24 protein-coding genes are annotated in these 26325 nt (G+C 70.0%); 14 read left to right on the top strand and 10 right to left on the bottom strand.

Translation table 11 applies throughout. The annotated features are described in order from the left end of the window. Positions 1-23: 23 nt before the first annotated feature. A complete protein-coding gene (locus tag JYK02_RS03345) occupies positions 24-1697 on the top strand; it encodes a DUF1565 domain-containing protein (protein ID WP_207048388.1) in 1674 nt (557 codons plus the stop codon). Here the strand turns inward: JYK02_RS03345 and JYK02_RS03340 are convergent, their stop codons facing one another. Beyond that, positions 1698-2348: a hypothetical protein gene (locus JYK02_RS03340; protein WP_207048387.1), complete on the bottom strand. Its 651-nt coding sequence runs from the start codon at positions 2346-2348 to the stop codon at positions 1698-1700. It lies immediately after the preceding gene. Positions 2349-2359: 11 nt separating this feature from the next. Continuing rightward, positions 2360-3163, bottom strand: a complete 804-nt coding sequence (gene aac(3) / locus JYK02_RS03335) for an aminoglycoside 3-N-acetyltransferase (protein ID WP_207048386.1) — start codon at positions 3161-3163, stop codon at positions 2360-2362. 183 nt (positions 3164-3346) lie between these two features. Here aac(3) and JYK02_RS03330 point away from each other — a divergent pair, with 183 nt between their 5' ends. The 3 genes from JYK02_RS03330 (at position 3347) to JYK02_RS03320 (ending at position 6005) form a co-directional block, all read left to right on the top strand. Further along, positions 3347-4480: a right-handed parallel beta-helix repeat-containing protein gene (locus tag JYK02_RS03330; RefSeq protein WP_207048385.1), complete on the top strand. Its 1134-nt coding sequence runs from the start codon at positions 3347-3349 to the stop codon at positions 4478-4480. 103 nt (positions 4481-4583) lie between these two features. Beyond that, positions 4584-4814: a hypothetical protein gene (locus JYK02_RS03325; RefSeq protein WP_207048384.1), complete on the top strand. Its 231-nt coding sequence runs from the start codon at positions 4584-4586 to the stop codon at positions 4812-4814. A gap of 123 nt (positions 4815-4937) precedes the next feature. Then, positions 4938-6005: an alpha/beta fold hydrolase gene (locus tag JYK02_RS03320; protein ID WP_207048383.1), complete on the top strand. Its 1068-nt coding sequence runs from the start codon at positions 4938-4940 to the stop codon at positions 6003-6005. Here the strand turns inward: JYK02_RS03320 and JYK02_RS03315 are convergent. Next, entirely contained in the window at positions 5997-9584 is a 3588-nt protein-coding gene (locus JYK02_RS03315) for a VIT domain-containing protein (protein WP_207048382.1), read from the bottom strand. The genes JYK02_RS03320 and JYK02_RS03315 overlap by 9 nt on opposite strands. Positions 9585-9691: 107 nt before the next feature. On the opposite strand from JYK02_RS03315, the gene tam reads away from it, so the two are divergent. Beyond that, on the top strand, positions 9692-10462 hold the full coding sequence (gene tam / locus JYK02_RS03310) for a trans-aconitate 2-methyltransferase (RefSeq protein ID WP_207048381.1): 771 nt from the start codon (positions 9692-9694) through the stop codon (positions 10460-10462). 27 nt (positions 10463-10489) lie between these two features. After that, positions 10490-11401: a TPR end-of-group domain-containing protein gene (locus tag JYK02_RS03305; RefSeq protein ID WP_207048380.1), complete on the top strand. Its 912-nt coding sequence runs from the start codon at positions 10490-10492 to the stop codon at positions 11399-11401. A 13-nt stretch (positions 11402-11414) separates the two neighbouring features. Here JYK02_RS03305 and JYK02_RS03300 read toward each other — a convergent pair whose 3' ends face one another. Further along, a complete protein-coding gene (locus JYK02_RS03300; RefSeq protein ID WP_207048379.1) occupies positions 11415-12875 on the bottom strand; it encodes a PLP-dependent aminotransferase family protein in 1461 nt (486 codons plus the stop codon). Between the two features lie 185 nt (positions 12876-13060). On the opposite strand from JYK02_RS03300, the gene JYK02_RS03295 reads away from it, so the two are divergent. The 4 genes from JYK02_RS03295 to JYK02_RS03280 all read left to right on the top strand — a co-directional run bounded on the left by JYK02_RS03295 (position 13061) and on the right by JYK02_RS03280 (position 16175). After that, positions 13061-13414 (top strand): DUF2917 domain-containing protein, encoded by a 354-nt coding sequence (locus tag JYK02_RS03295; protein WP_207048378.1) that lies wholly within the window; start codon positions 13061-13063, stop codon positions 13412-13414. A gap of 266 nt (positions 13415-13680) precedes the next feature. Beyond that, entirely contained in the window at positions 13681-14670 is a 990-nt protein-coding gene (locus JYK02_RS03290; RefSeq protein ID WP_207048377.1) for an ATP-binding cassette domain-containing protein, read from the top strand. After that, positions 14663-15343: a methionine ABC transporter permease gene (locus tag JYK02_RS03285; protein WP_207048376.1), complete on the top strand. Its 681-nt coding sequence runs from the start codon at positions 14663-14665 to the stop codon at positions 15341-15343. The genes JYK02_RS03290 and JYK02_RS03285 overlap by 8 nt, the downstream gene beginning before the upstream one ends. Positions 15344-15347: 4 nt before the next feature. Beyond that, positions 15348-16175: a MetQ/NlpA family ABC transporter substrate-binding protein gene (locus tag JYK02_RS03280; RefSeq protein WP_207048375.1), complete on the top strand. Its 828-nt coding sequence runs from the start codon at positions 15348-15350 to the stop codon at positions 16173-16175. Between the two features lie 20 nt (positions 16176-16195). Here JYK02_RS03280 and JYK02_RS39450 read toward each other — a convergent pair whose 3' ends face one another. The 4 genes from JYK02_RS39450 to JYK02_RS03260 are packed head-to-tail and all read right to left on the bottom strand — an operon-like array spanning position 16196 to position 19751. After that, complete coding sequence (locus JYK02_RS39450; protein ID WP_207048374.1) at positions 16196-17863, bottom strand: lipase family protein; 1668 nt, start codon at positions 17861-17863, stop codon at positions 16196-16198. A gap of 39 nt (positions 17864-17902) precedes the next feature. Beyond that, the gene (locus JYK02_RS03270; RefSeq protein ID WP_207048373.1) at positions 17903-18721 is read right to left on the bottom strand and encodes an alpha/beta fold hydrolase; all 819 of its coding nucleotides are present in this window, start codon (positions 18719-18721) and stop codon (positions 17903-17905) included. Then, positions 18718-19323: a TetR/AcrR family transcriptional regulator gene (locus tag JYK02_RS03265; protein WP_207048372.1), complete on the bottom strand. Its 606-nt coding sequence runs from the start codon at positions 19321-19323 to the stop codon at positions 18718-18720. The genes JYK02_RS03270 and JYK02_RS03265 overlap by 4 nt, the downstream gene beginning before the upstream one ends. Positions 19324-19361: 38 nt before the next feature. Then, positions 19362-19751, bottom strand: a complete 390-nt coding sequence (locus JYK02_RS03260) for a hypothetical protein (protein WP_207048371.1) — start codon at positions 19749-19751, stop codon at positions 19362-19364. Between the two features lie 137 nt (positions 19752-19888). On the opposite strand from JYK02_RS03260, the gene JYK02_RS03255 reads away from it, so the two are divergent. Further along, a complete protein-coding gene (locus JYK02_RS03255) occupies positions 19889-21883 on the top strand; it encodes a S8 family serine peptidase (RefSeq protein ID WP_207048370.1) in 1995 nt (664 codons plus the stop codon). A gap of 177 nt (positions 21884-22060) precedes the next feature. Here the strand turns inward: JYK02_RS03255 and JYK02_RS03250 are convergent, their stop codons facing one another. Continuing rightward, positions 22061-22846 carry an AraC family transcriptional regulator gene (locus JYK02_RS03250; RefSeq protein ID WP_207048369.1) on the bottom strand — a complete coding sequence of 262 codons (786 nt, stop codon included), beginning with the start codon at positions 22844-22846 and terminating at the stop codon, positions 22061-22063. 70 nt (positions 22847-22916) lie between these two features. On the opposite strand from JYK02_RS03250, the gene JYK02_RS03245 reads away from it, so the two are divergent. Together JYK02_RS03245 and JYK02_RS03240 are read left to right on the top strand one after the other, a co-directional pair. Beyond that, complete coding sequence (locus JYK02_RS03245) at positions 22917-23852, top strand: DMT family transporter (RefSeq protein ID WP_207048368.1); 936 nt, start codon at positions 22917-22919, stop codon at positions 23850-23852. Positions 23853-23888: 36 nt separating this feature from the next. Next, a complete protein-coding gene (locus tag JYK02_RS03240; RefSeq protein WP_207048367.1) occupies positions 23889-24281 on the top strand; it encodes a RidA family protein in 393 nt (130 codons plus the stop codon). Position 24282: 1 nt separating this feature from the next. On the opposite strand, the gene JYK02_RS03235 is transcribed toward JYK02_RS03240, so the two are convergent. Continuing rightward, on the bottom strand, positions 24283-25161 hold the full coding sequence (locus JYK02_RS03235; protein ID WP_242588307.1) for an NmrA family NAD(P)-binding protein: 879 nt from the start codon (positions 25159-25161) through the stop codon (positions 24283-24285). Between the two features lie 159 nt (positions 25162-25320). Here JYK02_RS03235 and JYK02_RS03230 point away from each other — a divergent pair, with 159 nt between their 5' ends. Then, positions 25321-26277 carry an AraC family transcriptional regulator gene (locus JYK02_RS03230; protein WP_207048365.1) on the top strand — a complete coding sequence of 319 codons (957 nt, stop codon included), beginning with the start codon at positions 25321-25323 and terminating at the stop codon, positions 26275-26277. Positions 26278-26325: the final 48 nt, after the last annotated feature.

The raw sequence follows: 26325 nt of genomic DNA, 5'->3' as shown, positions 1-26325 counted from the left end.
ACGCCCCATCCCCCCGAGCCCCCGTGAACCGCTCCGCGATCCTCTCCCTCCGCCCGGGCCGCGTCCTGGCCGCGCTGGCGCTGCTGCCCTTCCTGGCCAGCGCCGCGCCGCTCTACGTGAGCCCCAGCGGCTCTGACTCCAACGCCGGCACCTCCGCCTCCGCGCCGCTGAAGACCCTCCAGGCGGCCCTGGACAAGGCCACCGCTGGCACGACCATCAACCTGGCCGCGGGCACCTACCGCGAGCGGCCCACGACGAAGCGCGCGGGCACCGCCACCGCGCCCATCACGATCAAGGGGCCGGAGACGGGCAAGGCGCGCTCCGGGCGCTACAAGGCGGTGCTGTTCGGCACGGGGCGCATCTTCAACATCGACCACAGCCATTACGTGCTGGAGGGCTTCACCATCGATGGGCAGGAGAAGCTGCTCAACGCGTCCTGGCCCACGTCCCTGTCCGGCGTGAGCGCCTTCAAGGACGCCAACACCGGCGTCGTCGCCGACGGCCGGCTCATCTACATCGGCTCGTCGGAGACGTCTCGGGACATCACCGGCGTGGTGATCCGCGACATGTTCCTCAACGGCGCGGGCGGCGAGTGCATCCGCATGCGCAGCAACGCGCACCACAACGAGATCGCCAACTCCGTCATCCAGTGGTGCGGCCTGTACGCCAAGAGCAGCAGCGACGGCTACCGCTACCACAACGGCGAGGGCGTCTACATCGGCACCAGCCCCAAGTCGACGGACCAGCCGATGTATGCGAATGACACCAGCTCCTTCAACAACGTCCGCGACAACACCATCCACACGTACGGGTCGGAGTGCCTGAACGTGAAGGAGAACGCGCACGACAACACGTTCGCGCGCAACGACTGCCGCTACAACGACGAGCCGCTGGAGTACCTGGGCAGCCTCGTGGAGCTGCGCGGCCACCACAACGTGCTGGACTCCAACGTCCTCGCGGTCAGCCGCAGCTACGCGCTCAAGATGAAGTCGGACTCGGACGCCTATGACCTGGGCGGCAACTCCGCCACGAACAACACGTTCCAGCAGGCGACGGGCGCGTTCATCCGCAACGACAACGACGCGGCGCAGGCGACCTTCTGCGGCAACACGTTCGACACGACGGCGCCCGTGGTGACGGGCACGTCCGTGGGCACGCCCACCGCGCCGTGCGCGGGCCCGGGGCCGGACAACTTCGAGTCCTACACGTCCTTCCCCGCGGGAGGCTGGACGAACGCCAGCGGCAACGGGACCTGGGCCATCGTCACGGACGGGACGAAGGCGGCGCGCCAGCAGTCCACCTCATCGGCGACCTACATCGTCACGGGCGGGCAGGCCACCTGGGCGAACTACTCGTACTCGGCCCGGGTGAAGACCGGCTCCACGTCCATCCGCAACGGCCTGGTGGCCCGGTACGTGGATGGGAACAACTTCTACTTCCTGGTCCTCCACAACGGGAACCTGGTGCTGAACAAGAAGGTCGCCGGCTCGACGACGACCCTTCAGACCGTGCCGTTCACCGCGAGCACGTCCACGTTCTACACGCTGACCCTCACCGTCAGCGGCACGTCCCTCCAGGGCTTCGTGGACGGCGTGCTCCGCGTGCAGGGGACGGACACGAGCCTGACCGCGGGCAAGCCCGGCTTCTACGCCACGGGCGTGGCGACCTACGACGACGTGCGCGTCACCAGCCCGTAGCTAGCGGGCCTTCTTCGCGAGGGACTTCACGACGAACCGGCCGTCGACGTAGTCGACGGTGCCCAGCTTCTTCCCATACACGCCGGCCGGTTCGTCCACGTTCGCCTTGATGGTGATGACGCGGCCCTTGCGCGGCAGGGCCAGGGTGATGATGGAGCCCGCCCAGTCCTTGAGGGTCTGCTCGCTCAGGCCCTTCCTGGCGTTCGGCTTGAGGAGCCCCGCGTCGGTGTAGAGCTGGACGGCGTCCGCGTCGGAGAGCTGCAAGGCCGTGTTGTCCGCCTTCAGCCCTTCCGCATCGCACCTGAAGACCGCCGTGCGGCTCACGGACGCGCCGGACGACACCACCACCAGGTGGTAGCCGTCCGGGTTCTTGAACAGGGCGGCCTCGTACGTCTCGATGAGGTCCGGGCTCTCCACCAGCGCGTAGCCGTTCGGCACGTCGCGCACCTTCAGGGACTCCGCGATGAACTGGGGCGTGATGGGCTCGCCGGAGTCCCGCGCGACGTCCAGCGTGCCGCCATCCTTGTAGCGGTCGAACAGGTGCCGCAGCGCGACCTCGATGTTCGTGGTGGCGCAGCCGGCCTTCGCGGGCGCGGCTTCGGGGTTGGCGGCGGTCAGGGCCAGGATGAGCGCGGTCTTCAAGAGAATCACAACGGCTCCTTTCAGCGGGGAAACGCCTCCAACCAGGCAACGCCGCGCAGCAACAGCCGGCGGGCGTCAAAGAGATGGGAGGGCGCCTGGCCAACCGCTCCCGCGCGGCCGATTCCCTCCGTCAGGCATTGCTCTCCAATGAGCGTGAACGGATCCACGCTGGACGCGCGCAGGGCGTCGGTCACCGGCTCGCTGGTGTCGAACTCCTCGAAGTCCACCCAGCGCCGCTCGCCGTTGACGAGCAGCGGCCGCTGGTAGCGGACGACGCGCTTGCCGGGGAGGTCCGCCAGGTGCTCCGCGTGGTGCAGCAGCGTGAGCTTCTCCAGCGGAGCCCCGAGCATCAGCACCTTGCCCCCGGCCTCCACCAGCCGGGCCAGCGGCGAGCCGGGGCCGTAGCCGTAGCGGAAGGGGTGCTCGGAGCACAGCCACTCCGCCCGTGCGCCGATGGCGACCATGCCCGCGTCCGGATGGTCGCTGCGGACCGCGCCGGGCCACGTCCGCAGCGTCTCCGCGAGGATGCCGTGGTCGCGGGTGGCCCGCGCGATGCGCTTGTCGAAGGTCGGAATCTCCTCCCGGAGGCGCGCGTCCTCGAAGTCCTCCGGCTCCACGCCCATCTCCCAGTCCAGGTACGCCATGAGCGTGCCCCGGGAGCCCACCGCGTCGAGCAGCGCCTGCACCACGGTGTTCACACCGCCCAGGACGGGCCCCACGCTCCGGAGGCCGGCGTGGACCATCACGACGTCGCCCTCCTCCATGCCCAGCCGCCGCAGCGCCTCCCTCAAGTCGGTCCGGGTCGCCAGAGGCTTCGTCGTCATGGTGCGCCGTCCTTCCTGTCGCAGGGGGAGCCCAAGGATAGCAACAGCCCCGCCCCGTGGACGCACCCGCACTGTCTCCCCCCACGCAGTCGCCTGCCACCACTGGTCGGGCTGGGGGGCACGCGGTGGGGTGAGCAGCCTCCTCGCGCGGAGGCGCAAGGCCTCCAGCCAGGGGGAAGCACCATGCAACGGATTCGAGGTGGGGTCGTGACGTGGCCCCTGGCGCTGTTGCTCCTTGGGGACACCACCGCGAAGGCCAGTGAGCCCAGCGAGGCGCGGCCTGTCCGGTGCGGCGAGGTGCTGACCCGGGACACGCGGCTCACGAGCGACCTGTCCTGCCCGGGCACGCCCGAGCCCGCGCTGCGGATCGCCGCCCCGGGCGTCGTGCTCGACCTGGGCGGCCACACCGTGCGCCGCTCCGGCCCCGCGACCGATGACTCCCTGGGCATCGTGGCCGAGGAAGGGAGCACGGTGCGCAACGGCACGGTGCGTGGGTTCGACTCGGGCTACGTGTTCGACGCCGGGCCGGTGTGGCTGCACCAGGTGGCGCTGCTCGACAACCGGACCGCCATCTACCATCGCCTGGGCTACGCCCAGGTCCTCATCACGGACTCCCAGCTGGCCGGGAACACCTTCGGCATGCGCAGTGAGTTCGACGCGGCCAATGGCGTCGTCGACGTGCGGGGGTCCCAGTTCACCGGGAACGGGACCGTGCTGTTCGTGGATGACCACGAGGTCAACGTGTCCGGTTCGACCTTCACGCTGAACGCGAACGTCCTCTTCTGCTTCTACGGCCGTGTCCGCTTCAGGTCGAGCACGCTCGCCTGGAACACCTCCGTGGCCGACCTGACCTGGAACAGCAGCGCCTTCGACAACTGCTGGGAGCTCGTCTTCGACAACACCGTCATCGCGAACAACACCGCGTTCGGCACGCCCGAGCATCCCGACTGGGAGCCCTTCGACTTCCAGCTGCGCAACTCCTGGGTGATGAACAACGGCGGCGGCCTGAAGGTCGCGACCCGGACCGTCGACATCCGGAACAACGTCTGGTGGGACAACGCGGGAGGACTGACCCTGTCCGACCTGCCGGAGTTCGAGCCCACGCCGCTCGTCGGCCCCGTCCACGGCAACCGCTTCCTGGCGAACGACGGCGACGGCCTGCGCGTCCTCCCCGGCAGCACCCCCACCCTCGCCAGAAATATCTCCCAGGGCAACACGGGCTGGGGCATCCACGCGCCCACGGCGATTGACGCAGGAGGCAATGCCGCACGCGGCAACGGCGCGGGCGGCTGCGTGGGGGTCGTCTGCGCCCCGTAAGGCATTGAAAGGGCTTTCGGCCGGCCCATTGTCTTCCATTGAAAGACAGCGCTATCCTGGCGGGGAAACACCTTCCCCCAAAACCCAGGAGAAGCGAATGCGCATGGCAATGATTGCCGGGCTGATGGCTGTCGGTCTGCTCGCGGGCTGTGGCGGTGCCGCGGAAGCGGAGCCGATGAGCCCCGAGGAGGCGAACCGCGTCGTCGAGATGGCGGTGCCCAGCGCCTGTACCGACGCGTGCGACGCGAAGTACTACCAGTGTTACTTCGGCGGCGGCGACCCGTACTACTGCAACAGCTATCGCGCGTTCTGCATCTCGCAGTGCCCTCCCTGAGAGCGCTCCGCGCTGAAGGGACTGGCACCGCCGGGCCCCGGCAAGCGACCGCTCGGGCCTGACGCGGGACCGCTCGGGAAGCGGAAGTCCTCCCGGGCGGCCCGCGCCGCGATGCTTCGTGGCATGAATGCCTCGAGGCATCCTCTCTCCTGGTCGGCCTTCTCTCTCGGGCTCGTCACGGGCCCCATCACCTGCGGCCTGTTCGTGCTGGCGGCCTGCATCGGCGCCTCGGCATCTGGCTGGGGATACGCGCTGGGAGGCGTCCTGCTCTCGCTGGGCCTCCTCACGAAGCCCTGGCGGACGCGGCGGGGCCTGACCCGCGTGGGACTGGCGCTCCTCGTCACGGTCGCGGCGGTCCGGCTCGCGGTGGCGGATGGCGCCCGGGTGCACACCGAGCGGCTGCCGTCGCCGGGAACGCGTTACCTGAACCGGCTGGTGGACGAGCGCGACGGGACGCTCGTCGCGGCCCACGCGCTCCTGCTCGCGCGGCGGCTGCCCGCCTCGGACGCGGCCGGGTTCATCCCCGCGCTGGAGTCTGCCTTTGAGCGGCTCGCGCGGGAGGAAGGCCCGGTGGCCACGCCCGCCATCGCGACGTGGCTCGGGCTCCAGTCACCGGAGGCCTTCGACACGGTGGTCATCACCCCGGAGCACCCCAGTCCTGACACGGCCGTGGTGATGCTCCACGGCTTCGCCGGCAACTTCACCGTGTATTGCTGGCAACTGGCCCAGGCCGCCCGGGCCATCTCCGCGAGGACCGTCTGTCCTTCCGTGGGCCCACAGGGCGCCTGGTGGACGGAGGACGGCGCGAGGACGCTCGAGCAAACCCTGACGGGGCTCAAGGCCCGGGGCATCCGCCGCGTCTACCTGGCGGGGCTGTCCAACGGAGCCGTGGGGGCGCATGTCCTCAGCAGCCGTGTCGCGGACTCGGGCCTGGAGCTGCGGGGACTGGTGTTGATCTCCGGTGCGGAGCGCCGGGCGGCGACGCCCGAGGTCCCCGTGCTGTTCGTGCAGGGGACGCGCGACACGATGATGCCCGCCAGCCTTGCCCGGGACGTGGCCGCGCGTCTGGGAAGGCGCGCGACCTGGTTCGGCGTGGACAGCGGGCACTTCGCCTTCCTGGACCGCCATGCCGAGTGCCAGGAGGCCATCACCACCTGGCTGCTGCGGCAGGAGGGCCGCGCGTCACGGTGAGGGCTGCGCCGACACGCGGTCCTTCGCCGCCACCAGCTCCTCGCGCCGCAGCAACAGCCGTGCGTTCGCGTTGGGCAGGATGCGCACCTGGAAGCGACGCTGGGCCCCGTCGTCCTCCGCGAAGACGTTCCGGTCGCTCACGAGCAGCAGCGCCGTGGGCACCACGTACCGCGCCGAGTGGTTGCCGTAGTAGTGCACCACCACGTGGTACGGGCCCGGAGCGGCCTTGCGCGCGTGGTACAGCTCCGGCCCCAGGCCATCCGTGATGTCCCAGTACAGCCGCCCGCCCAGCGACGACCGCATGTGCTGGTAGAAGCACTTCTCGCCGTTCGGCTCGATGACCCACAGGTCGATGTCCGTGTTGTCCGAGTTCCAGTGCGTGGTGAGCTGGTAGTCGATGGGCCGCGCGTCCGAGGACAGCGCCTCGCCGTCGGGTCCGCGCAAGTCGTTGCGGCGCTCGCGCAGCAGGGGGGCCACCTCCGCGAGTTGGGCCTGCCGCTCCAGCCCCGCCAGCATGCGGGCGTAGTGGAAGCCCGCCACCGTCCGCAGCTCCTCGCCATGGCGCGGCCACGAACGCGCCAGGACGATTTCATAGTTCCGCGCGGCCTCCGCGTAGCGCCCCGCCGCATCCAGCGCGAGCGCCTCCTCCAGGAAGGCCTGCGCCTCGAAGGGACGGTTGAGGCGCACGTGCTCGAAGAGCTCCGCCGCCGCCGGGTACTGCCCCAGCGCCAGCAGGCCATACCCCACCAGCCGCAGCGCCTCCGCGTCGCGAGGCCGCAGCTCCACGGGCGACGACAGCGCGCGCACGGCGCCCCAGGTGTCACCGGAGAAGGCGCGGCTGCGGGCCACGGCCTCGTAGATCATCACGTCGTCCCGGTTCTCCCGCCGTGCCTTGCGGTAGGTCAGCTCGGCCTGGAGCCGCTGCTCACCGCCCGAGTAGGGCGCGTCCCGCAGCGGCTGCCGCTTCAGGAGCGCGGGCACGCCCTTCTGCCCGGTGAGCCGGGCCACCAGCGCGCGGCCTCGCGCGGGCACGTCATCCAGCGCGATGCCCAGCAGCTTGTCGCGGCGCTGGTCCTCCTCCCTGCGCCGCAGCGACTCCAGGTTCTCCAGGTCCACCTGCGCGTCGCGCACGGCGTAGCGGGTGTAGTCGCCCTCGGACTCCAGCACGAGCATGGACGCGCGGGCGTTGGCCAGCCGGTAGTGCTGGCTGAGCGCCACCACCATCCGGTCCAAGCGCTCGTCATCCAGGGACACCAGCCGGGACACGAAGAGCTCCGCCCACGCCCGGGGTGCGAAGGCGCTGTCCTCGCCGGACGGCAGGGGGATGCGCAGCGTGCGCTCGGGGCCGGTTCCCGCCTGGGTCACCACCTCCAGCGCCGCGTCGCCCTTGCCCGGCAGCCGGCCCGCCACCTGGAGCTCCTGGCCGGGGAAGACGAGCCGGGGCCGGCCCGCCACCACCAGGTCCTTCACGTCCGCGCCCACCACGGCCACGCGGGACAGCACCACGGACGCCGCGCGGTGCGCCTTCGCCGCGGCCTCCACCTCCGCCGCGGACAGGACGTTCACGACGCGCCCCCCGCTGGAGCGGGCCAGCGCGTCGAAGAGCTCCGTGTTCACCGCCGCCTCGCCGAAGCGGTACGTCACCCAGCGCAGCGACTCCACGCTCGGGTGCCGGGAGAGGAGCGCGTCCACGCGGCTCTGCCCCCAGGTGATGTTGCCGTCGGAGAGCAGGAACGCCGTCACGCGCTCCCCGGAGACGGACGGCTTGAGCCATTCACGTCCGGCCCGGTCCAGCTCCTCCAGCGCGCCGTCCACGTGGGACGCGCCCTCCAGGAAGACGTGCTCCAGCTCCGCGAAGCTCGCCTGCCGGTGCGCGGCGTCGTTGGGGCGGAAGCCCGGTCCGTGCAGCCAGCGGGGGCGCACGTCGAAGAGGAGCACCGCGTACTCCTTCAGCGTCGCGTCCTTCTCCAGCAGCGCGCGAAGCGTGGCCGCCTGGATGGCCCAGGCGTTGCCGTCCTCGGAGGACAGCGACGTGTCCACCACCAGCACCGCCCGGCCCGTGGGAGGCCCCTCCGCGCCGGAGGTGAGCCGGCCCGGCAGCCGCACCCGCGCGTGGAAGGCGCGGCCCGGAAGGCCTGCGGCGTCGGCCCCCACCAGCACGTCCGCGTCCTCGCCGCGAGGCTTCAGCGCCAATCCCAGCGCGCCGTCCCCCGAGAGCGTCGGGAAGTCATGGACCTGCCACGCGCCCACCGTGCGGGCCTTCGCGCCCGCATCCGGCTGCACCGCGACCTCCAGGGCCTGTCGCGGATCCACGTGGACGCGAGCGCTGACGCGCAGCTCCTTGCCCGCGCCCGGGGGCAGCGGCCACGTGTAGCGCAGGCGCGTGCCGTCGAAGAGGAGCGTCTGCTCATACGCGATGACGACGCGCTTGAGCGACTTCGGAGGCAGGGGGAAGACGCGGGCACTGAAGGTGGAAGCGCCGGACCATTCGAGCAGCGCGGGGTCCACGTTGCGGCGCACGACGTCCTCGTACACCTGCCGTGCGCGCTTCTGCTCCACGACGCGAGCCTCCTGGATGTCACCCCAGGAGCGCTTCGAACCACGAGCAGCCGGAGGCGCGGAGGCGGCGAGCTGCTCCGACTCCGTCGAATTGTCGCCGAGTGGCGGCAGCAGGTCCGACGACTGGAACAGCGACGGCGTGTCCACCGCCACCGCGCCGGAGTACAGCGCGAAGCCCGCCACCGTCGCGCCACCGGGCAGCGGGTAATAGAACGTGCCTTCGAGGCTGCGGCCGGTGTCGTTCTCGAAGAGGTGGTCGACCACGGTGCGCGCGCGGGAGCCCTGGATGTACGTGACGACGCGCACGGCGCGGGCCTTGAGGGGCTGGTAGCGGCCGTCGTCGCTCATCACCAGCACCTTGGCGGCGCGGGGCGCGGCCTCCACGCGAGGCAGCACGGGCTTCGGAGCCTCCGGTTCGGCGGCCTGCTTCTTCGCGGGCGCCGCGCCGCGTCCAACGGCGCCGACTCCACCTCCTCCACTACCGGCCCCCCGGATGACCTGCATGGAGGAACGCAGACGCGCCTCCGGCATGGGAGGCGCGGCGGATGGGGCTGGCACTGCGAGCTGCCCACCGACGACGCCACCGATGACTCCCCCGGCGACGCTCCCCTCCACCTCCTCGGCGTCTTCAGTGGGAGCCGGCGGCACGCTGTCCATCACGTCCGTTTCCCCCAGCCCGGGTGCCTCCATGGCGAGCGCCCTCGGCGGTGCGGCCCTGCGCTCAAGGGCCTCCCGTCGGCGGTTCGTGTCCGGCGAGAGCGCCTGCAGCTCTTCATCGGAGAGCACCCGCGGATCCGCCACGGAGTCACGCAGCGCCGCGAGGTCCACCTCCCCCGTGTCTGGCTGCCCCGCGGCAGTGACGGGCGCCACCAGCCCCGCCTGGACGAAGGGCGCCGGAGCATTGGCCGGCGCCGCGACCGGAGCAGGGGCCTTGGCCGGGGCGACGTCAGCGTCCCGTTTACAACCCCAGGCGAGGAACCCCATCAGCAACACGACGGAGGAAGCACGAAAGAGGCGCATGATTGGAACGCTAACCCATCCGCCACTGGCGAGCGCATGCCCGCCAAGACATGGCCAGCCCATGACACCGCCATGACGCGATAGGTTCCCGAAAAAGGAGGAGGCCCATGGACTGGTCGGCTGCGCAGTACACGCGGTTCGAGGACGAGCGGAACCGTCCCATCCGGGACCTGCTCGCGCGGGTCCCCACGCCCGAGGTGAAGCGCGCGGCGGACATCGGCTGTGGCCCCGGCAACTCCACGGAGCTGCTGCGCGCCCGCTTCCCCCAGGCGGCCATCACCGGCATGGACAGCTCACCGGACATGCTGACCGCGGCGCGCAAGCGGCTGCCGGACGTCCGCTTCGACCTGGGAGACATCGCGACCTGGAGCGACCCGGGCCCCTACGACGTCATCCTCGCGAACGCGGTGCTGCAATGGGTGCCAGACCACTCCACCCTCCTGCCATCGCTCTTGAGCAAGCTGGCGCGGGGCGGAAGCCTCGCCGTTCAGATGCCGGACAACCTGGACGAGCCGTCGCACCGGCTGATGCGGCAGACCGCCAGCGAGGGCCCATGGGCCGGCAAGCTGGGAGCCGCCGCGAACGCGCGGACGGCCCGCCTCGGTGCCGACTGGTACTTCCGCGTGCTGCGTGACGCAGGCGCCACGGTGGACGTCTGGCGCACGACCTACTTCCACCCGCTGACGGGAGGCGCCGGCGCGGTGGTGGAGTGGTTCAAGGGCTCGGGGCTCCGGCCCTTCCTCGAACCGCTCGATGCGGGTGAGAAGACAGAGTTCCTCAATCGCTATCAGGCCGGGATCGCCAAAGCCTATCCTGCCCTGCCGGACGGCACGGTCCTGCTGCCCTTCCCCCGGTTGTTCATCGTCGCGACGTCGTGACAGGCCATCTCGCGTAGAGTTCGCGCCATGCGAATCCCTATCCTCGCCCTGTCCTGCCTGTTCACCGTCGCATGTGCACACGCTCCCTCCAGCGCGCCCACGGCCGCCGGGGAGAAGACCGCTGACCTTCCCCCCATCGAAGCCCCCGCGGCACCGATGGCGGGCTGGAAGCAGGCGAAGCGGGCCTCCGCCCTGATGTACGAGGAGAAGTACGCGGAGGCCCTGGCCCTCTATGAGCAGATCCGGTCCAAGGGCAACGCGGATCCGAACGCCGCGTACTCGGCCGCGTGCGCGGCGTCGCTGCTCGGAAAGCGGCAGGAGGCGCTGGATTGGCTGTCCCATGCGGTCCAGTCCGGCTTCCGCGACGAGGCCCGGATGAAGAAGGACGAAGACCTCGCGCCGCTGCGTGACGACCCGGCGTTCATCACGCTGGCGGAGCGGATGCCGACGCTGCCGGAACCGCACCCCTATTCCAACGAGGAGCTGAAGCGGCTCTTCACGGAGGACCAGGCGGACCGTCAGGGGCCCTTTCCAAGCAAGGAGGCCTGGAAGAAGATCTCGGCGCGCGATGCCCAGCGGCGGCATCGCGTCCAGGAACTCCTGGCCCAGGGTGCCCTGAAGGAGGGAGCGGACTTCCTCGCGGCGGGGTTCATCTTCCAGCATGGCAACACGCTGGAGGACTACGCCCTGGCACGGCGGATGGGCGCGGAGGCCGCGAAGCGCGGGCACCCCTCGGGCCTGTGGCTGGCCGCGGCGGCGTGGGACCGGTGGCTGATGAACGCGGACCGCCCGCAGCGCTTTGGCACCCAGTACAAGATCGACCCGGCGGACAAGGCCATGAAGCTCCACCCGGTGGACCCCAGCGTGACGGACGAGGAGCGCGCCCGCTGGGGCTTCCCGCCGCTCGCCGAGATTCCCTCCGTCATGCGCATGCCGTGACGGCCCTTCCCGTTCATCGTCGCGGCGCGGTCGTCATCAGCCCGGAGGCCATCCGTCCCAGCGTGGCGACAGCGTCCTCGATGCGCGGCGTCCACGGCTGGCCGCAGCTCAGGCGGATGAAGTTCCGGTAGGAGTCCGGCCGCGCGGAGAAGATGGACCCCGGCGCGATGCTGATGCCCGCCTCCAGGGCGCGTGCGTTGAGCGCGTGTGCGTCCACCGAGGGCGGCAGCTGCACCCAGAGCAGCAGGCCTCCTGACGGCAGGGCCACCCGCGTGCCCTGGGGGAAGTGCTCGGCGACAGCGTGCGCGACGTGCTCCACCTGCGAGGCGAGGTTGCGGCGCAGGCCACGCAGGTGTCTGTCATAGCCACCGCTCTCCAGGAAGCGCGCGACCGCCGCATGGGTCAGCAGCGGTGAAGCCACGGTCTGCGTGAACTTGAGCAGTTCCATGCGCTCCCGGAACCGGCCCGGGGCCACGAAGCCCACGCGGAAGCCCGGGGCGATCGTCTTGGAGAAGGAACCACACAGCATCACCAGTCCCCGCGTGTCGAAGGCCTTGCACGGGCGGGGACGCTCCGGACCGAAGTGCAGGTCGCCGTAGATGTCGTCCTCGATGAGCGGCACGTCGTGAGCGGTCACCAGCTCCACCAGCCTGCGCCGGTTGTCCTCCGGCATGCAGCTGCCCACCGGGTTGCTGAAGCTGGGGACCACCAGCACCGCGGCCACCCGCCGCCGCTCCAGCGCGGACTCCAGCGCGTCCAGCTCCATGCCATGGCGCGGATGGCAGGGAATCTCCAGGGCCTTGAGTCCCAATGACTCGATGGCGAGCAGCGTGCCGTAGTAGGCGGGAGACTCGATGGCGATGGTGTCACCGCTGCGCGCGGCGGCGACGAGCGACAGGCACAGGTGCACCGCTTCGGAAGCCCCGTTGGTGGTGATGAAGTCGTCGGCGCCCAGCGCGCAGCCCCACTCCAGCGAGCGCTTCGCCAGTTGCTGGCGCAGCAGCTTCGAACCGGCGGGCAGGTCATACATGACGCCTTCGGCCTGCTGCTCCCGTGCGAGCTGGCCCAACTCCCGCGACAGCCTGCGGGTGGGCAGCAGCTCCGGCGCCGGCCACGCGGTGCCCAGTTGCACGATGTGCGGCTCCCGTGACGCACGGTACAGATGCGACACCAGGTCGCTGACGGTGACAGGCGTCGCGGAGACCGGAGGGCGGGACACCGGAGGCTCGGCGAGCCGGAGCCGCACCCGCTCGCGCACGTAGTGGCCGGACTGGGGCCGCGTCTCGATGAGGCCCTGGGACTCCAACTGCACATAGGCCTGGAGCACGGTGGAGACGCTCACCCGCTCACGGGCGCTCAACTGCCGCACCGAGGGCAGCCGTTCACCCGGGCGCAGCGTGCCCGCGGCGATGGCGTCCTTCAGCCGCTCCGCGACGCTCTCGTAGAGCTTCAGGGACTGCGCACCTGCACCCATGGAGGGACCCTCCTCGAGACTTCAACGGATAGCGCCGGAGGCTCCGGCTGCCCAGGTACAGCTTCGCGACCCCGTGACCAGCACAGTTCGCCAGGCTGGAACTGTACTGGTCACAATCGCCATTCGCTGCATCTGTTCTGGTCGGGGCTTCGGACGCATGGTGGGTCCATCACGGGAGGACCGAGATGGTGGACCGTTTCACGCTGCTGAATCTCCCCTGGCTGCGAGCGCTGGCCGAACGCCTGTGGGGCCCCACATCCGAGGATTGCCAGGAACGGGTGTCGCTGCTGGAAGGCGGCCTGTGGAGCAGGCGCCTGCGCGGTTCATCGCGAAGGCTGCGCTGCGAGGAGGGAGAGGTCTGGCTCACGCTCGAGGGCGACCCGCACGACCACGTGCTCGGTGCGGGCGACACCCTGTCGCTGACCGCGGGGCACGTGGTGGTTCAGGCGCTGAGCGGCGCACGCTTCAACCTGTCCGGTTGTCGGACAGGTCTGCCTCGGGTTGACAGTCCGCGCGGGCTCGATTACCTCCACCGCTGATGCTCGTTCGCGCCGCCACGTTCAGGACCTGTTGTCACGGCATGTGTTGCCGTGTCGCGGCCGGTCCGTCCGTTCGCATGCGCTGAGCATCCCTCCGCGCATTCGCGCCTGTCGGTCTGGCCTGTTCCCGTCATCCGGGGACGGGCCTTTTCATTTTTCCCACCCCCATCCCGAAACCGTCCGGCGCCCCCGCTCCCGTGAGCGTGGGCGCCCCAGGAGCCCCCGATGCCGCACCGTCGTGACACAGCCCCCGTGTGGAGGCGCGCGTGATTGAACTGCGAGGCGTAGGCAAGGTCTTCGGGCACGGCGGCCGGCGCGTGACAGCCCTGCACGACGTGTCGCTGCACGTGCCACAGGGAGAGGTGTTCGGAGTGCTGGGGCGCAGCGGCGCCGGCAAGTCCACCCTCCTTCGCTGCGCCAACCTCCTGGAGCGCCCCACCACGGGCGAGGTGCGGATGGCGGGACAGGACCTGCTGTCGCTGAGCCCCGGCGAGCTGCGGCAGGCGCGACAAGGCATCGGGATGATCTTCCAGCACTTCAACCTGTTCGCCTCGCGCACGGTGGAGGGCAACGTCGCCTATCCCCTGGAGGTGATGGGCCTGTCGCGCGAAGCCATCCGGGCGCGCGTGGCGGAGCTGCTGTCGCGGGTGGGCCTGTCCGACAAGGCGCGCGCGTATCCCGCGCAGCTGTCGGGGGGACAGAAGCAGCGGGTGGGCATTGCCCGCGCCCTGGCGCCCCGTCCGCGTGTCTTGCTTTCGGATGAAGCCACGTCCGCGCTGGATCCGGAGACGACCCGCTCCGTGCTCGCGCTCTTGAAGGACCTCCAGCAACAGCTTGGTTTGGCGCTGCTGCTCATCACCCACCAGTTGGAGGTGGTGAAGGCGCTCTGTGGTTCGGTGGCGGTGCTGGAGGGCGGAAGGCTGGTCGAGCAGGGACGCGTGCAGGAGCTGCTCGCGACGCCGGAGTCCCGGCTCCGTGCGCTGTGCTTTCCGCCGCTCTCCCCGCAGGAAGCCGCCGTGGGCCAGCGCGTGGAGCTGTCCCTGACGGATGCGCATGCCCGCAGTCCGTTGATCAGCACCCTGGCCCGCCGCTTCGACGTGGACGTGCTGCTGCTGGAGGGCGCGGTGGAGCGCGTGGGCGGGGCCCGCGTGGGCCGGCTGCTCGTGGAGCTGCACGGCGCGCCAGGAGCGATAGCGGACGCGCGAACCTTCCTGCGCGACCAGGGGCTGACCGCCGGGGAGGCCGCCCATGGGTGACCTGCCGCGAGCGTTGGGGGTGGCCACCCTGGAGACGCTCTACATGACGTCGGTGGCGTCGGTGCTGGTGGCGCTCGCCGGCCTGCCGCTGGGCGTGTTGCTGGTGGTGACGGACCGGGGCGGGCTCTGGCCGGTGCCCGCGTTGAACCGGGTGCTGGGGACGCTGGTGAACGTGGGCCGCTCCATCCCGTTCATCATCCTGATGGTGGCCATCGTGCCGCTCACCCGGCTCCTGGTGGGAACCACCATCGGAACGACGGCGGCCATCGTGCCGCTGGTCGTGGCGGCCATTCCCTTCATGGGCCGGGTGGTGGAGCAGGCCCTGCGCGAAGTGGACGCCGGCCGGGTCGAGGCGGCCGTGGCGATGGGCTCCACGCCCCCGCGCATCATCCTCCGCGTGCTGCTTCCGGAAGCCCTGCCCTCGCTGGTGCGAGGCGCGGCGCTCGTCGTCATCAGCCTGCTTGGCTACAGCGCCATGGCGGGCGCGGTGGGCGGAGGCGGCCTGGGCGACCTGGCGGTGAAGTACGGCTACATGCGCTTTCGCGTCGACGTCATGTGGGGCTGTCTCGCGGTGCTGCTGGTGCTCGTGCAGCTCCTGCAATGGCTGGGAGAGCGTCTGGCCTCCCGCTTCGACCACAACGGCTCCCCCTCCCCTTCTCCTGATCACACGTAAACCCATGCGCACTTCCTTCCGAGTCCTGTCCGCCTTCCTCCTGTTCCTCGCCACGTCGTTGCTGGGAGGTTGCAAGCCCGCGCCCTCCGAGCCCGCGAGTGCCCACCGGCCGCTGAAGGTCGGCGTCAATCCCGTGCCCCATGGCGAAATCCTCCGCGTCGCGGCGAAGGTCGCGGAGCGGGAAGGCGTGCGGGTGGAGGTGGTGGAGTTCACCGACTACATCCAGCCGAACCTCGCGCTGGCGGATGGCCAGCTCGACGCCAACTACTTCCAGCACGAGCCCTACCTGGAGCGCTTCGCCAGCGAGCGCCACCTCGCGTTGAAGAGCGTGGGCGCGGTGCACCTGGAGCCGCTGGCGCTCTACTCGCTCCGGTACCGGCAGCTCGCGGAGCTGCCCGAGGGCGCGAAGCTCACCCTTCCAGCCGACCCCAGCAACGCCGCGCGGGCCCTGCACCTGCTGGCGAAGCAGGGACTGCTGACGCTGCGTGAGGGCGCGGGAGCGGACGCCACCCTCCAGGACGTAGTGAGCAATCCCCGCAGGCTGGAGCTGAAGGAGATCGACGCCGAGCAGCAGCCGCGCACGCTGGAGGACGTGGACGCCGCCGTCATCAACGGCAACTACTTCCTGGAGGCCCAGAAGCAACTGCACCTGGACGCCCACGTCCTGGCCCGTGAGTCCGCGACGCGCAACCCCCACGCGAACGTGCTGGCCGTCCGGACGGGCGACGAGAACCGCCCGGAGGTCCGTGCGCTGGTGAAAGCGCTCCAGTCCAAGGAGGTGCGCCGCCACATCGAAGCCACCTACGGCGGCGCCATCATCCCGGCCTTCTGAGCCGGGCATGGGCCCTGACGTCAGACGAGGTCGAGCCCGTACTGCGCCGCGGTCAGGTACTGGAGCATCACGAAGTAGACGCTGGAGGAGGCCTTGTGGCCCGAGGCCCCCTGGTACGACTTGATCATCTCGTTGCGCAGCTCCCGAAGCTGGGTCTTGTTCTGCTTGCGGTTCTCCGTGAAGGGATTGCTGAGCTCCGCGACCAGCTCACAGGCACTGGCGAAGGCGTCGAAGGAGTCGCCGTCCGTGTCCTCCAGCACCGCGTAGCCGTCCTGCTTCTTTCCACTGCCCTTGACCACGTCCGCCCAGAGCTGCGCGCGCACCCGCGCCCGCTCTTCCGAGACACTGGTCAGCAGCGCGATCTTCAGGTGCGCCTCGAGCGTGTCCACGCCCGGCCGCACCGACATCCCCCACATGCCCGTCGGGTTGAAGTCGAACGTGGGCCAGAAGCCGGGATCCGCCGGCAGCATCGCTCCGGTCTCCTTGCGCACGAGTGCGACGAGGCCCGCGCGCACCTCCTCGGGCTCATGCGCGTCCGGGAAGGCCTTGGTGCAGTCCTTCAGCGGAATCTCCTGCCCCAGGTGGATGGAGGACGTGAGCGGATGGGTGAGGTTCGCCACGACGGAGTTCACGGCCGTCACCGCGGAGAGATTCACCTTCTTGCTGTTGTGCACGGCGTCGTGCGGCGAGAAGTGGTGGAACACCTGCGGCTCCCCGCCCAGGTGCACCGTGAGCATCTCCTTCGCCTTCGCGCCGAGCACGACGGGCGGGGCGGAGAGGGCGTAGCAGGTGACGCTCACCTTGCTCTTGATCTTCGCGTAGACCTTCTCCAGCAGCTCGCCGCCCACCAGGTCCAGGTAGGCGCACTGCGCGAGCGCGCCCCCCAGGCTGTGGCCGGTGAAGATGATCTCTCGCGGCACCCGGCCGTGCATCGCCTCCAGGCAGGCCGCGGCCAGCGACTCCTGGCAGCTCGCGTAGGCGTACCAGAAGCCGGCGGAGAGCGTCGCGTTGCTGAACCGGCCGACACGCGCCTCCTTCAGGTGGTTCATGTCGGTGACCCAGTCCGGGCTCCCCGTGCTCTTGACCAGCGCCTGCCCCAGCGCGCGTCCACCGCTTCCGCTCCGGCTCCCGCGAAACACCACCACCAGCCGCTGGAGGGCCGGGTCATAGATGGCGGCCCCCAGCCAACTGGGCCAGCCCGCCTTCGGGTGCGTCTGGGTCATCCCCGTCATGCCCTGGAAGTAGCAGCACCGCTTCGAGCCGGTCGCCTGCGAGTGCTCGCGCCCCAGCAGGGTCTTCTCCCCGAAGAAGTCCTCAACCTTGATGGGGACGTCCTCGCCCCCCAGGTCCACGCCCTTGGAGAAGGAGATGGAGCGGTCCAGCTCCCTCGGATGGAAGAGGATGTACGGCGAGTCGCCAGTGCCCCCCCGGTACACGACCCCGAGCGTAGGGTCTGGCGGAGTCGTCAGCTCGTACTCGATGGGATCGAACTTGTGGACGTGCGCTTCGCTGCCGCGCAGCTTGTGCACCCGGGCCAGCACCCGGTCCCGCGCGCCCTGCCACAGCCCGGCCCCGTGGGATTCGTAGAACGGATCCATCGGGTAGACACAGCTCTGGGCGTACGCCTTGTAGGCGAAACGGCAGTACTCCAGCATCTCCAGCGCCGTCTCGGCATTGGGGTGGGGCACGGTGATGACTCCTGGGGAGCGAGTGTCGGAACCCCAGGATCAAACTGTCGACATTGATACAGAGTCAAGGTGAGCCCGGAGCGCATCACCCAGCGCATCGGGTGCTTCCAGCTGCGGGAAGTGACCCACGTCCTCCAGCTCCAGCACGCGCGCCCGGGGCAGGGTCTGTTTCCACCGGGACAGGTGCTCGGGCTTCACGACCTTGTCCGCCTTGCCCCAGACGACGAGCGAGGGAACGTTCGCGAGCCGGCCCAGTCCCTTGCCCTGCTCCTCCATCCACGGACCTTCGTGGGAGATGGAGCGCGCGAAGCCCCAGGTGCCCATCCGCGACACCCGGTCCGGGAACCGAGCCAGGAAGGACTGGTGCAGCTCGCGCGTCAGCTTCGCGCGGCGGCCCCAGGACATCTTCACCAGCACGCGCGCGGAGAAGTTCCAGGACAGGTACAGCCACCGCATCAGCGCGTTGTCGACGTTGGGCCCCTTCAGGTCCCACAGCCAGCTCTGCACCACGGTGAGGCTCAGCACCTTCTCCGGCGCCGCGATGGCGAGCGGCAGCGCGATGGGCCCACCGAAGTCATGCACCACCAGGTGGAACGGCCCCAGCGCCTGCTGCTCGAACCACGCGCGCAGGTTCTCCACGTGCCAGGGCAGCGAATAGGTGCGCCAGTCCCCGGGCCGCTCGCTGTCACCGAAGCCCAGGTGATCCGGCGCGAGCACGCGGTACGACGGCGTGAGCCGCCGGGCCACGTCCCGCCACTCGCGCGACGACGACGGTGTCCCGTGCACCAGCACCACCGGCGTGCCCTGCCCTTCCTCCCACCACGCCATCTCACCACCGGGAACCTTCAGCCGCTTCATGGGGCGTCCGCCTTTCGCCTGCGAAGAGCACCGGGCCACTTCCGCGCCACGGCGCGAATCACCTCGGCGGCGGGGTAGCCGCTCTCGTGCTGCAGGTACTGCTGGGTGAAGCCCTCCACCGTGGCGAAGAGCACCCGCGCTTCAAGGCCCGCCTCCGGCACCCCGCGCGCCGCCAGCGCCTGCTTCAGCCGCTGGTGCGTGGCCACCAGGAAGTGCTCCAGCGGCAGCTTCAGCCGCGCCAGCACCTCCGGCTGGTGACGCAGGCCCTGGCTCAGCCGCCAGAGGTCCCGGTGCGCGTCCAGCATCTCCGCGGTGGACGTGAGCAGGGCCGTGACGAACCCGCGCGCGGTGGGCTCACGGTCCGCGTCCTCCAGCGTCCGCGCGACGTCCACCATCGACGACTGCATCAGCGCCAGGAGCACCGCCTCCTTCGACTCGAAGTGCGAATAGAGCAGCCCCACCGCGATGCCCGCCTCTTCCGCGAGCGCGCGGACGGGAGTTCCATCAAAGCCGTGCCGGGAGAAGAGCCGCACCGCGGCCTGGAGCACGCGCTCCCGCGTCTTCTCCCGGAGGGCTGCGTTGGCGTCCGCCGAACGAGGCATGCCCCGCATCTTTGAGTGAACGTTCGCTCAATGTAAAGTCAGCGGTGCAAGGGCCGCAGGTCCGGCTCGATGAACCGGCTCCGCGCTTCGGAGCCGAAGAGGACCTCGCGGGAGTAGTAGTCCTCGAGCAGGTCCTTGCGCAGGAAGCGCGGGTTGTCGCCAATGAACGCGGTGAAGTCGCGGCCCGGAGCCGCCTCCACCTGCTCGCTGACGAGCCGCGCCCACGCCACCGTCACGGTCTCGTGGAACTTCTCCGGCACCCCGAGCCTGCGGGTCAACGTCTTCAGTCCCGCGCGGGTCAGCTCGACGGCGGCCTCACCGCCAGCCTTTCGCGTGTAGAGGTAGACCACCCGCACATGGTCCTGGTGCGTGAACCCGCTCACCTCCCCGCGTGAGAACCCATCGAGAAACGCGTCGTCATCATCCATGGCCGCCTCCGTCGGACCGATGACTCTACCCTTCCCTCGCACCCGGGGCTGCATTGACCGGTTTTTCAAGAAAAGCTAACTACACGGACTGTGCGAGGGCATCCGTCCCGGTGCCCGCACGTTCCCCGTGAGGCCGAATGAAACTGAAACTGACCCAGGCGGTGAGTGCCCTCTCCCTGCTGGCCGCGGCATGCGGCCCGATGCCGGAAGCACCGGAGTCCGACAGCGAGCAGTTCGGTCACACGGCGCAGATGATCCGCCGTGAGCGGGCCATCCCCGGTGAGTACATCGTCGTCCTGCGCGACTCCGCGAAGGACGTCCGGCAGCAGGGCGCGTCGAACATCGCCCGGGAGCTGACGTCCCTGGGCGGCGGCCGGGTGCTGCGGACCTACGAGCACTCCATCCAGGGCTTCCTCGCGAACATGACCGAGGCCGAGGCCCAGCGCCTCCTGTCCGACCCGCGCGTGGCCTACGTGCAGGAGAACGGCCTCATCCACGTGTCCGCGACGCAGACCAGCGCGACCTGGGGCATCGACCGCATCGACCAGCGGGACCTGCCGCGCAACAGCTCCTACACCTACAACGTCGACGGCACCGGAGTGCACGCGTACGTCATCGACACCGGCATCCGGCTGACCCACACGGAGTTCACCGGCCGCCTCGGCAACGGCTACGACTTCATCGACAACGACAGCGACCCGTCCGACTGCCACGGCCACGGCACGCACGTGTCCGGCACGGTGGGCGGCACGACCTGGGGCGTGGCCAAGAAGGTCACCCTCCACGGCGTGCGCGTGCTCGACTGCACGGGCTACGGCAACGACGCGCAGGTCATCGGCGGTATCGACTGGGTGGCGGCCAACCACGTCAAGCCCGCGGTCGCCAACATGAGCCTCGGCGACGTCGGCATCCAGGCCATCGACGACGCGACGGAGCGGCTCATCGCCGCGGGCGTCACGACGGTGGTCGCCGCCGGCAACGACGGCGCCAACGCCTGCAACTACTCGCCGGCCCGCACGCCCAACGCCATCACCGTGGGCTCCACCACCAGCAGCGACGGCCGCTCGTCGTTCTCCAACTACGGCACGTGCGTGGACATCTTCGCGCCGGGCTCGAGCATCACCTCGGCCTCCAACTCCGGCAACTCGTCCAGCACGTCGATGAGCGGCACGTCCATGGCCTCGCCGCACGTGGCCGGCGCCGCGGCGCTGTACCTGAGCGCCAACCCCGGCGCGACGCCCGCGCAGGTGCGCGACGCGCTGGTGAACAACGCCACGCCGAACAAGGTCACGAGCCCCGGGACGGGCTCGCCCAACAAGCTGCTGTACACGCTCTTCATCACCGGCGGCGGCGGCAGCGATACCACCCCGCCCACGACGTCCATCACCTCTCCCGCGGGCGGCTCCACGCTGAGCGGCACCGCCACCCTGAGCGCCAGCGCCTCCGACAACGTGGGCGTGTCGCGCGTGGAGTTCTTCGCGGGCACCACGCTGGTGGGCACGGCGACGGCGGCGCCCTACAGCGTCGCGTGGAACACGACGGCGGTGGCCAACGGCACCTACGCGCTGACCACGAAGGCGTACGACGCGGCGAACAACGTGGGCACGTCGTCCACGGTGTCGGTGACGGTGAACAACGGCACGGGCAGCTGCTCCATCTCCGAGCAACTCCTGGTGAACGCGGGCTTCGAGAGCGGCAACACGGGCTGGACCACGTCGTCGGGCGTCATTGACGGCAGCACGTCCGGCAGCGCGCCGCGCACGGGCACGTACAAGGCCTACCTGAACGGCTACGGCGCCACGCGCACCGAGTTCGCCTACCAGGACATCACCATCCCGGCCTCCGCGTGCAGCGCCACGTTCAGCTTCTGGGCGCGCATCACCACGGCGGAGACGACCACCAGCACGGCCTACGACAAGCTGGCCGTCCAGGTCCGCAACAGCGCGGGCACGGTGCTGGCCACGCTCGCCACGTACAGCAACCTGGACAAGGGCACGGCCTACGTGCAGCGCACGTTCGACCTGGCCGCGTACAAGGGCCAGACCATCCGCCTCTACTTCAACGGCACGGAGGACTCGTCGCTCCAGACGAGCTTCTTCCTGGATGACACCGCGCTGAACATCGTCCGGTAGTCCTCCGGACGAAACGACTCCGGGAACACCCAAGCTCCCCGGCTGTTCCAAGGCCTGGCAATCCCACCGGATTGCCAGGCCTTTCGAGCCGCTGCCGAAGGGAGGCCGCATGCCGGGCTCCAGCGCCGTCGTCCGTCAATCCGGCGGCGCGGCGAAGTGATGTGAGGGATTGACCCGCTACGACGCCACGAAGCCGTGGCCGCGGACCTTGTCCGGCGTGGTGCCCGTCATCCGCCGGAACATCGCGATGAAGGCGGACGCGCTGCTGTAGCCCAGATCCAGCGCGATGGCCTCCACCGCGTGTCCCTGCTCCAGCATCGCGAGCGCCTTGACCACGCGCAGCCGCTGGCGCCATTCGCTGAACGACAGCCCCAGTTGCTGCTGGCAGCGCCGCTCCAGCGTGCGCTCGGTGGTGTGCAGCGCCTTGGCCCATTCCGCCAGGGAGCGCTCGTCCTCCGGATGTTGCTCCAGCGCCGTGAGGACCGGCTCCAGGAGCGGATCATCGGACATGGGCAGGTAGCTGCCGTGCGCAGGGGCCAGCGTCAGTTGGTCGATGAGCACCCGGAACAACCGCCGCTCGGCGCTGGTACGTGGCCGAGCCAGGTCCTGGGCGCGCAGGTGTTCCATCAGGGACTTCATCAGCGGGCTGACCGCCATCGCGCACGCTGTCCTGGGCAGGCCCCGGCACCACTCGGGCGCGAGGTAGAGCGAGCAGTGACTCGCCTCGAAGCGGTTCATGCCCCGGTGTTCCAGGTCGGGCGGAAGCCAGATGCCGTACTGCGGCGGCGCGAGGTAGTGGCTGCCCGCCAGCTTGAGCTCCATCACCCCGCTGAACGCGTAGACGAACTCACCCCAGGGGTGACGGTGCTGCGGATAGCTCGCCGCCGCGGGCAGGCTCGCCGCACGGAAGTACACGGGGTGTGGAAGCTTTGAGGTGAAGGGAACCTGGAGCTGCTTCGCCATGGCGGCTTCTCGGCATGGGTTGTCGGAATCTCGCTATATCCATCAGCCCCGTCATGCGCACCATGAAGTCATGAGCGTTCAACGGAAACCCGCGGACGGCTTCGCGCTCGCGACCATGGTCGTGCTGTGCGCCATCTGGGGGATGCAGCAGGTGGCGGTGAAGCTGGCCGCGCCCCATGTCCCGACGATGATGCAGATGGCGCTGCGCTCGGGCGTGGCCGCGCTGCTCGTGGGGCTGCTGTGCTGGCTGAGGGGCGAGCGCGGGCTGCTGCTTCGGGGCCCGTGGCGCGCCGGCATGCTGGTGGGCGTGCTCTTCTCCCTGGAGTTCCTCTTCGTGGGCGAGGGGCTGCGACACACGCACGCCTCGCACATGGGCGTCTTCCTCTACACGGCGCCGGTCTTCTCGGCGCTGGGGCTGCACTGGCTCGTGCCCTCCGAGCGGCTGAAGCGGACGCAGTGGCTGGGCATTGGCGTGGCCTTCGCGGGCATCGCGCTGGCCTTTGGCGGCGGCTGGCTCCATGGGGGCCTTGGCCCGGGCGTGCTCCTGGGCGACACGCTGGGGCTGCTCGCGGGCCTGGCCTGGGGCGCCACCACGGTGGCGATCCGCGTCTCCGCGCTGTCCGAAGCGCCGCCCACGCAGACGCTGCTGTACCAGTTGGTGGGTGGCGTCGCGATACTGCTCCCGGTGGCCCTGCTCACAGGCCAGGCCGGTCCCATCACGATGGCGCCCGTGGCGTGGGCGAGCCTGTTCTTCCAGAGCGTCATCGTCTGCTTCGCCAGCTACCTCGCGTGGTTCTGGCTCCTGCGCCGGTATCTCGCGTCCAACCTGTCTGTCTTCTCGTTCATGACGCCCCTGTTCGGCGTCAGCGCGGGCATCTACGTGCTGAACGAGCAGGCGGACCTGTCCTTCGCCGTGGGCGCGGTGCTGGTCCTCACGGGGATCCTCATCGTGAGCGGCGCCGGGCTCTTGCGCTCCGCATCCGCGCTGAAGCCCGGCGCGACGTGATTGGATGAAGACCTGAGCCCATCCAAGGAGAAGCCCATGACGTCAGCGAAGCATCAGCCCATCGTCGCGCCTGGACTGCCCAAGCCCGCGGGTCCGTACTCTCCCGGCATGCAGCTGGGCCAGTTGCTCTTCATCTCCGGACAGGCGGCAACGGACCCCGCCACCGGCGTACAGGCCGAGGGCATCGAAGCGCAGACGGAGCAGGTGCTGCGCAACCTGGAGCGCATCCTCGTGGCGGGAGGCTCCAGTCTCCAGCACGTCCTGCGCTGCGGCGTCTTCCTGGTGGACATGCAGGAGTTCCCCCGGATGAACGCCGTCTACGAGCGCGTCTTCGCCGGCCACCGGCCCGCGCGCACCACCGTGCAGGTGTCCGCGCTCCCCGACGCCGGCCTGCGCGTGGAGATTGACTGCATCGCCTACGTGCCTTGATTCACGCCATCGCCGCGTAGGCGCGGGCCAGCTCGTCGGCGAAGTCCTCGAAGCGCGTGGGCGTGGTGTTCGCCGGCGTGCGTCCCTCCAATGAACGGACGCGCCCGTCGTTGATGGCCTGGGCCAGCTCCACGTAGAGGCGCGCCAGGTCTTCCGAGAAGCCGCCCTGGACGAGCGCTCCCGCCATGTCGTCCGGAGGGAGCTTCACATACGGCAGCCCCGGCTGGCCGATGCGCTCCCCGAGGATGCGAGTCGCCTCGGCGTAGCTCAAGTCGCGGGGGCCCAGCAGCTCGCGCACCACGAAGCCCCTCCAGTCCCGAGCACGGAGCGCCGTCACCGCCGCGTCGGCGATGTCCCGTGTGGCGATCATCGGGACGGGACGCTCGGGCTCGACGACGTCCGCGGTGACGCCCTGGTGTCGGATGACCGGCAGCACGTCGAAGAAGTTCTCGAAGAACGACCCCGCGCGCAGCACCAGCACGTTCACACCCGTGAGCGTGCGCAGTCGCGCCTCCTGCGCATGCAGGCTGTCGACGGGGCCCGTGCCCACGCCCTGGTCCGCGCCCACGCTGCTCAGCGCGACCACGTGCTTCACCCCGCCCTCACGCACGGCGGTGACGACGGCCTCGCCCATGCGGGCCTGCTGCGTGCGGTAGTCCTCCACGCGGAGGTCATACGGCAACAGGGTGTAGGCCGCGCTCGCGCCCCGGAACGCCTCCGTGAGGAAGCCCGCGTCGCTGGAGTCCCCGACCCGGACCTCCGCGCCTGCGCGGGCCAGCGCCGCCAGGGATGCCTCCGAACGTCCGATGGCGCGCACCTGTTCGCCCGCGCGCAGCAATCCCTCCACGACCCTCCTGCCGGTACGACCGGTGGCTCCCATGACGACGATCATTCCGCGACCTGCCTCTGAACGGGTGGTGTGCATGCCGTCCAATATCGGCGCGACGCGGAGCGCTCTCAATGACAGCAGGTCCAGGATTCATGCTCGAACGTCCAGGCCGCTGGACGCTGCGCGCCTGGGTCCTCCAGACTCAACCGCATGGATGAACGGGACGTCTGGCGCTCGGTGGATCCGCTCGGCGAAGCGCTGCACCTGTTGCGCATGCGCGGGGCGTTCTGCTGCAGCTCCGAGTTCACCGCACCCTGGGGGCTCGCGCTGCCAGCGATTCCCGAGTGCATGATGTTCCATGTCGTGACATCGGGTCAGGGCTGGCTGGAAGTGGAGGGCCACGACCGCGTCCTGCTGAAGGCCGGGGACCTCGCGCTGGTGCGTCAGGGGCTCCGCCACACGCTGGTGAGCGAGCCCGGCATCTCCGCTGACCCGCTGTTCGACCTGCCGCGCGAAATCCTCAGCGACCGTTATGAGGTCCTCCGCCATGGAGGTGCCGGCGCCATGACGAAGATGGTCTGCGGCGCGGTCCGCTTCGACCATCCGACAGCGCGTCACTTCGTCGGCCTGCTGCCCCAGGTCATCCACGTCGCCGCGGCCCAGACGCCGGACCCGGAGTGGCTGCACGGCACGCTCCGCTTCATGGCGGCGGAAGCCGAGGCGCTGCGTCCCGGTGGAGAAACAGTGGTCACCCGGCTGGCGGACATCCTGGTCATCCAGACCCTCCGCGCCTGGCTGGCGAACGCGCCGGAGGCACGCACGGGCTGGCTCGGCGCGCTCCAGGACCCGCAGGTGGGGCGCGCGCTCGTGCTCATCCACCGCGACCCCGCGCGCGAGTGGACACTGGCGGCGCTGGCGAAGGAGGCCGCGATGTCACGCTCCGCCTTCGCGGCACGCTTCACCCAGCGCGTCGGAATGCCGGCGATGCAGTACCTGGTGCACTGGCGCATGCAGGTCGCCGCGTCGCTGCTGCGAGAGGAGAACGCGGGAATCGCGGACGTGGCCAGCCGCCTCGGCTACCAGTCCGAGGCCGCCTTCAGCCGGGCCTTCAAGCGCTGTCTCGGCGTCGCGCCCGGCACGTTCCGTCGCGACGCGGAGCTTCGCTGAGGCATCCGGCACGTTTTGACAATCGGAACATGGCATGTCACAACGTAC

The organism is Corallococcus macrosporus (assembly GCF_017302985.1).
In the GTDB taxonomy this organism is placed as follows: Bacteria; Myxococcota; Myxococcia; order Myxococcales; family Myxococcaceae; genus Corallococcus; species Corallococcus macrosporus_A.
Note: the sequence above shows the minus strand (reverse complement) of the source record. Positions and strands in the feature narration are given on the sequence as shown.

What these genes read in the sequence shown, in the direction of transcription:
- JYK02_RS03330 (WP_207048385.1), top strand. Translation starts at nt 3,347, where the DNA reads ATGCAACGGATTCGAGGTGGGGTCGTGACGTGGCCCCTGGCGCTGTTG.
- JYK02_RS03325 (WP_207048384.1), top strand. Translation starts at nt 4,584, where the DNA reads ATGGCAATGATTGCCGGGCTGATGGCTGTCGGTCTGCTCGCGGGCTGT.
- JYK02_RS03320 (WP_207048383.1), top strand. Translation starts at nt 4,938, where the DNA reads ATGAATGCCTCGAGGCATCCTCTCTCCTGGTCGGCCTTCTCTCTCGGG.
- JYK02_RS03315 (WP_207048382.1), bottom strand. Translation starts at nt 9,584, where the DNA reads ATGCGCCTCTTTCGTGCTTCCTCCGTCGTGTTGCTGATGGGGTTCCTC.
- tam (WP_207048381.1), top strand. Translation starts at nt 9,692, where the DNA reads ATGGACTGGTCGGCTGCGCAGTACACGCGGTTCGAGGACGAGCGGAAC.
- JYK02_RS03305 (WP_207048380.1), top strand. Translation starts at nt 10,490, where the DNA reads ATGCGAATCCCTATCCTCGCCCTGTCCTGCCTGTTCACCGTCGCATGT.
- JYK02_RS03300 (WP_207048379.1), bottom strand. Translation starts at nt 12,875, where the DNA reads ATGGGTGCAGGTGCGCAGTCCCTGAAGCTCTACGAGAGCGTCGCGGAG.
- JYK02_RS03295 (WP_207048378.1), top strand. Translation starts at nt 13,061, where the DNA reads ATGGTGGACCGTTTCACGCTGCTGAATCTCCCCTGGCTGCGAGCGCTG.
- JYK02_RS03285 (WP_207048376.1), top strand. Translation starts at nt 14,663, where the DNA reads ATGGGTGACCTGCCGCGAGCGTTGGGGGTGGCCACCCTGGAGACGCTC.
- JYK02_RS03280 (WP_207048375.1), top strand. Translation starts at nt 15,348, where the DNA reads ATGCGCACTTCCTTCCGAGTCCTGTCCGCCTTCCTCCTGTTCCTCGCC.
- JYK02_RS03270 (WP_207048373.1), bottom strand. Translation starts at nt 18,721, where the DNA reads ATGAAGCGGCTGAAGGTTCCCGGTGGTGAGATGGCGTGGTGGGAGGAA.
- JYK02_RS03265 (WP_207048372.1), bottom strand. Translation starts at nt 19,323, where the DNA reads ATGCCTCGTTCGGCGGACGCCAACGCAGCCCTCCGGGAGAAGACGCGG.
- JYK02_RS03260 (WP_207048371.1), bottom strand. Translation starts at nt 19,751, where the DNA reads ATGGATGATGACGACGCGTTTCTCGATGGGTTCTCACGCGGGGAGGTG.
- JYK02_RS03255 (WP_207048370.1), top strand. Translation starts at nt 19,889, where the DNA reads ATGAAACTGAAACTGACCCAGGCGGTGAGTGCCCTCTCCCTGCTGGCC.
- JYK02_RS03250 (WP_207048369.1), bottom strand. Translation starts at nt 22,846, where the DNA reads ATGGCGAAGCAGCTCCAGGTTCCCTTCACCTCAAAGCTTCCACACCCC.
- JYK02_RS03245 (WP_207048368.1), top strand. Translation starts at nt 22,917, where the DNA reads ATGAGCGTTCAACGGAAACCCGCGGACGGCTTCGCGCTCGCGACCATG.
- JYK02_RS03240 (WP_207048367.1), top strand. Translation starts at nt 23,889, where the DNA reads ATGACGTCAGCGAAGCATCAGCCCATCGTCGCGCCTGGACTGCCCAAG.
- JYK02_RS03235 (WP_242588307.1), bottom strand. Translation starts at nt 25,161, where the DNA reads ATGGGAGCCACCGGTCGTACCGGCAGGAGGGTCGTGGAGGGATTGCTG.
- JYK02_RS03230 (WP_207048365.1), top strand. Translation starts at nt 25,321, where the DNA reads ATGGATGAACGGGACGTCTGGCGCTCGGTGGATCCGCTCGGCGAAGCG.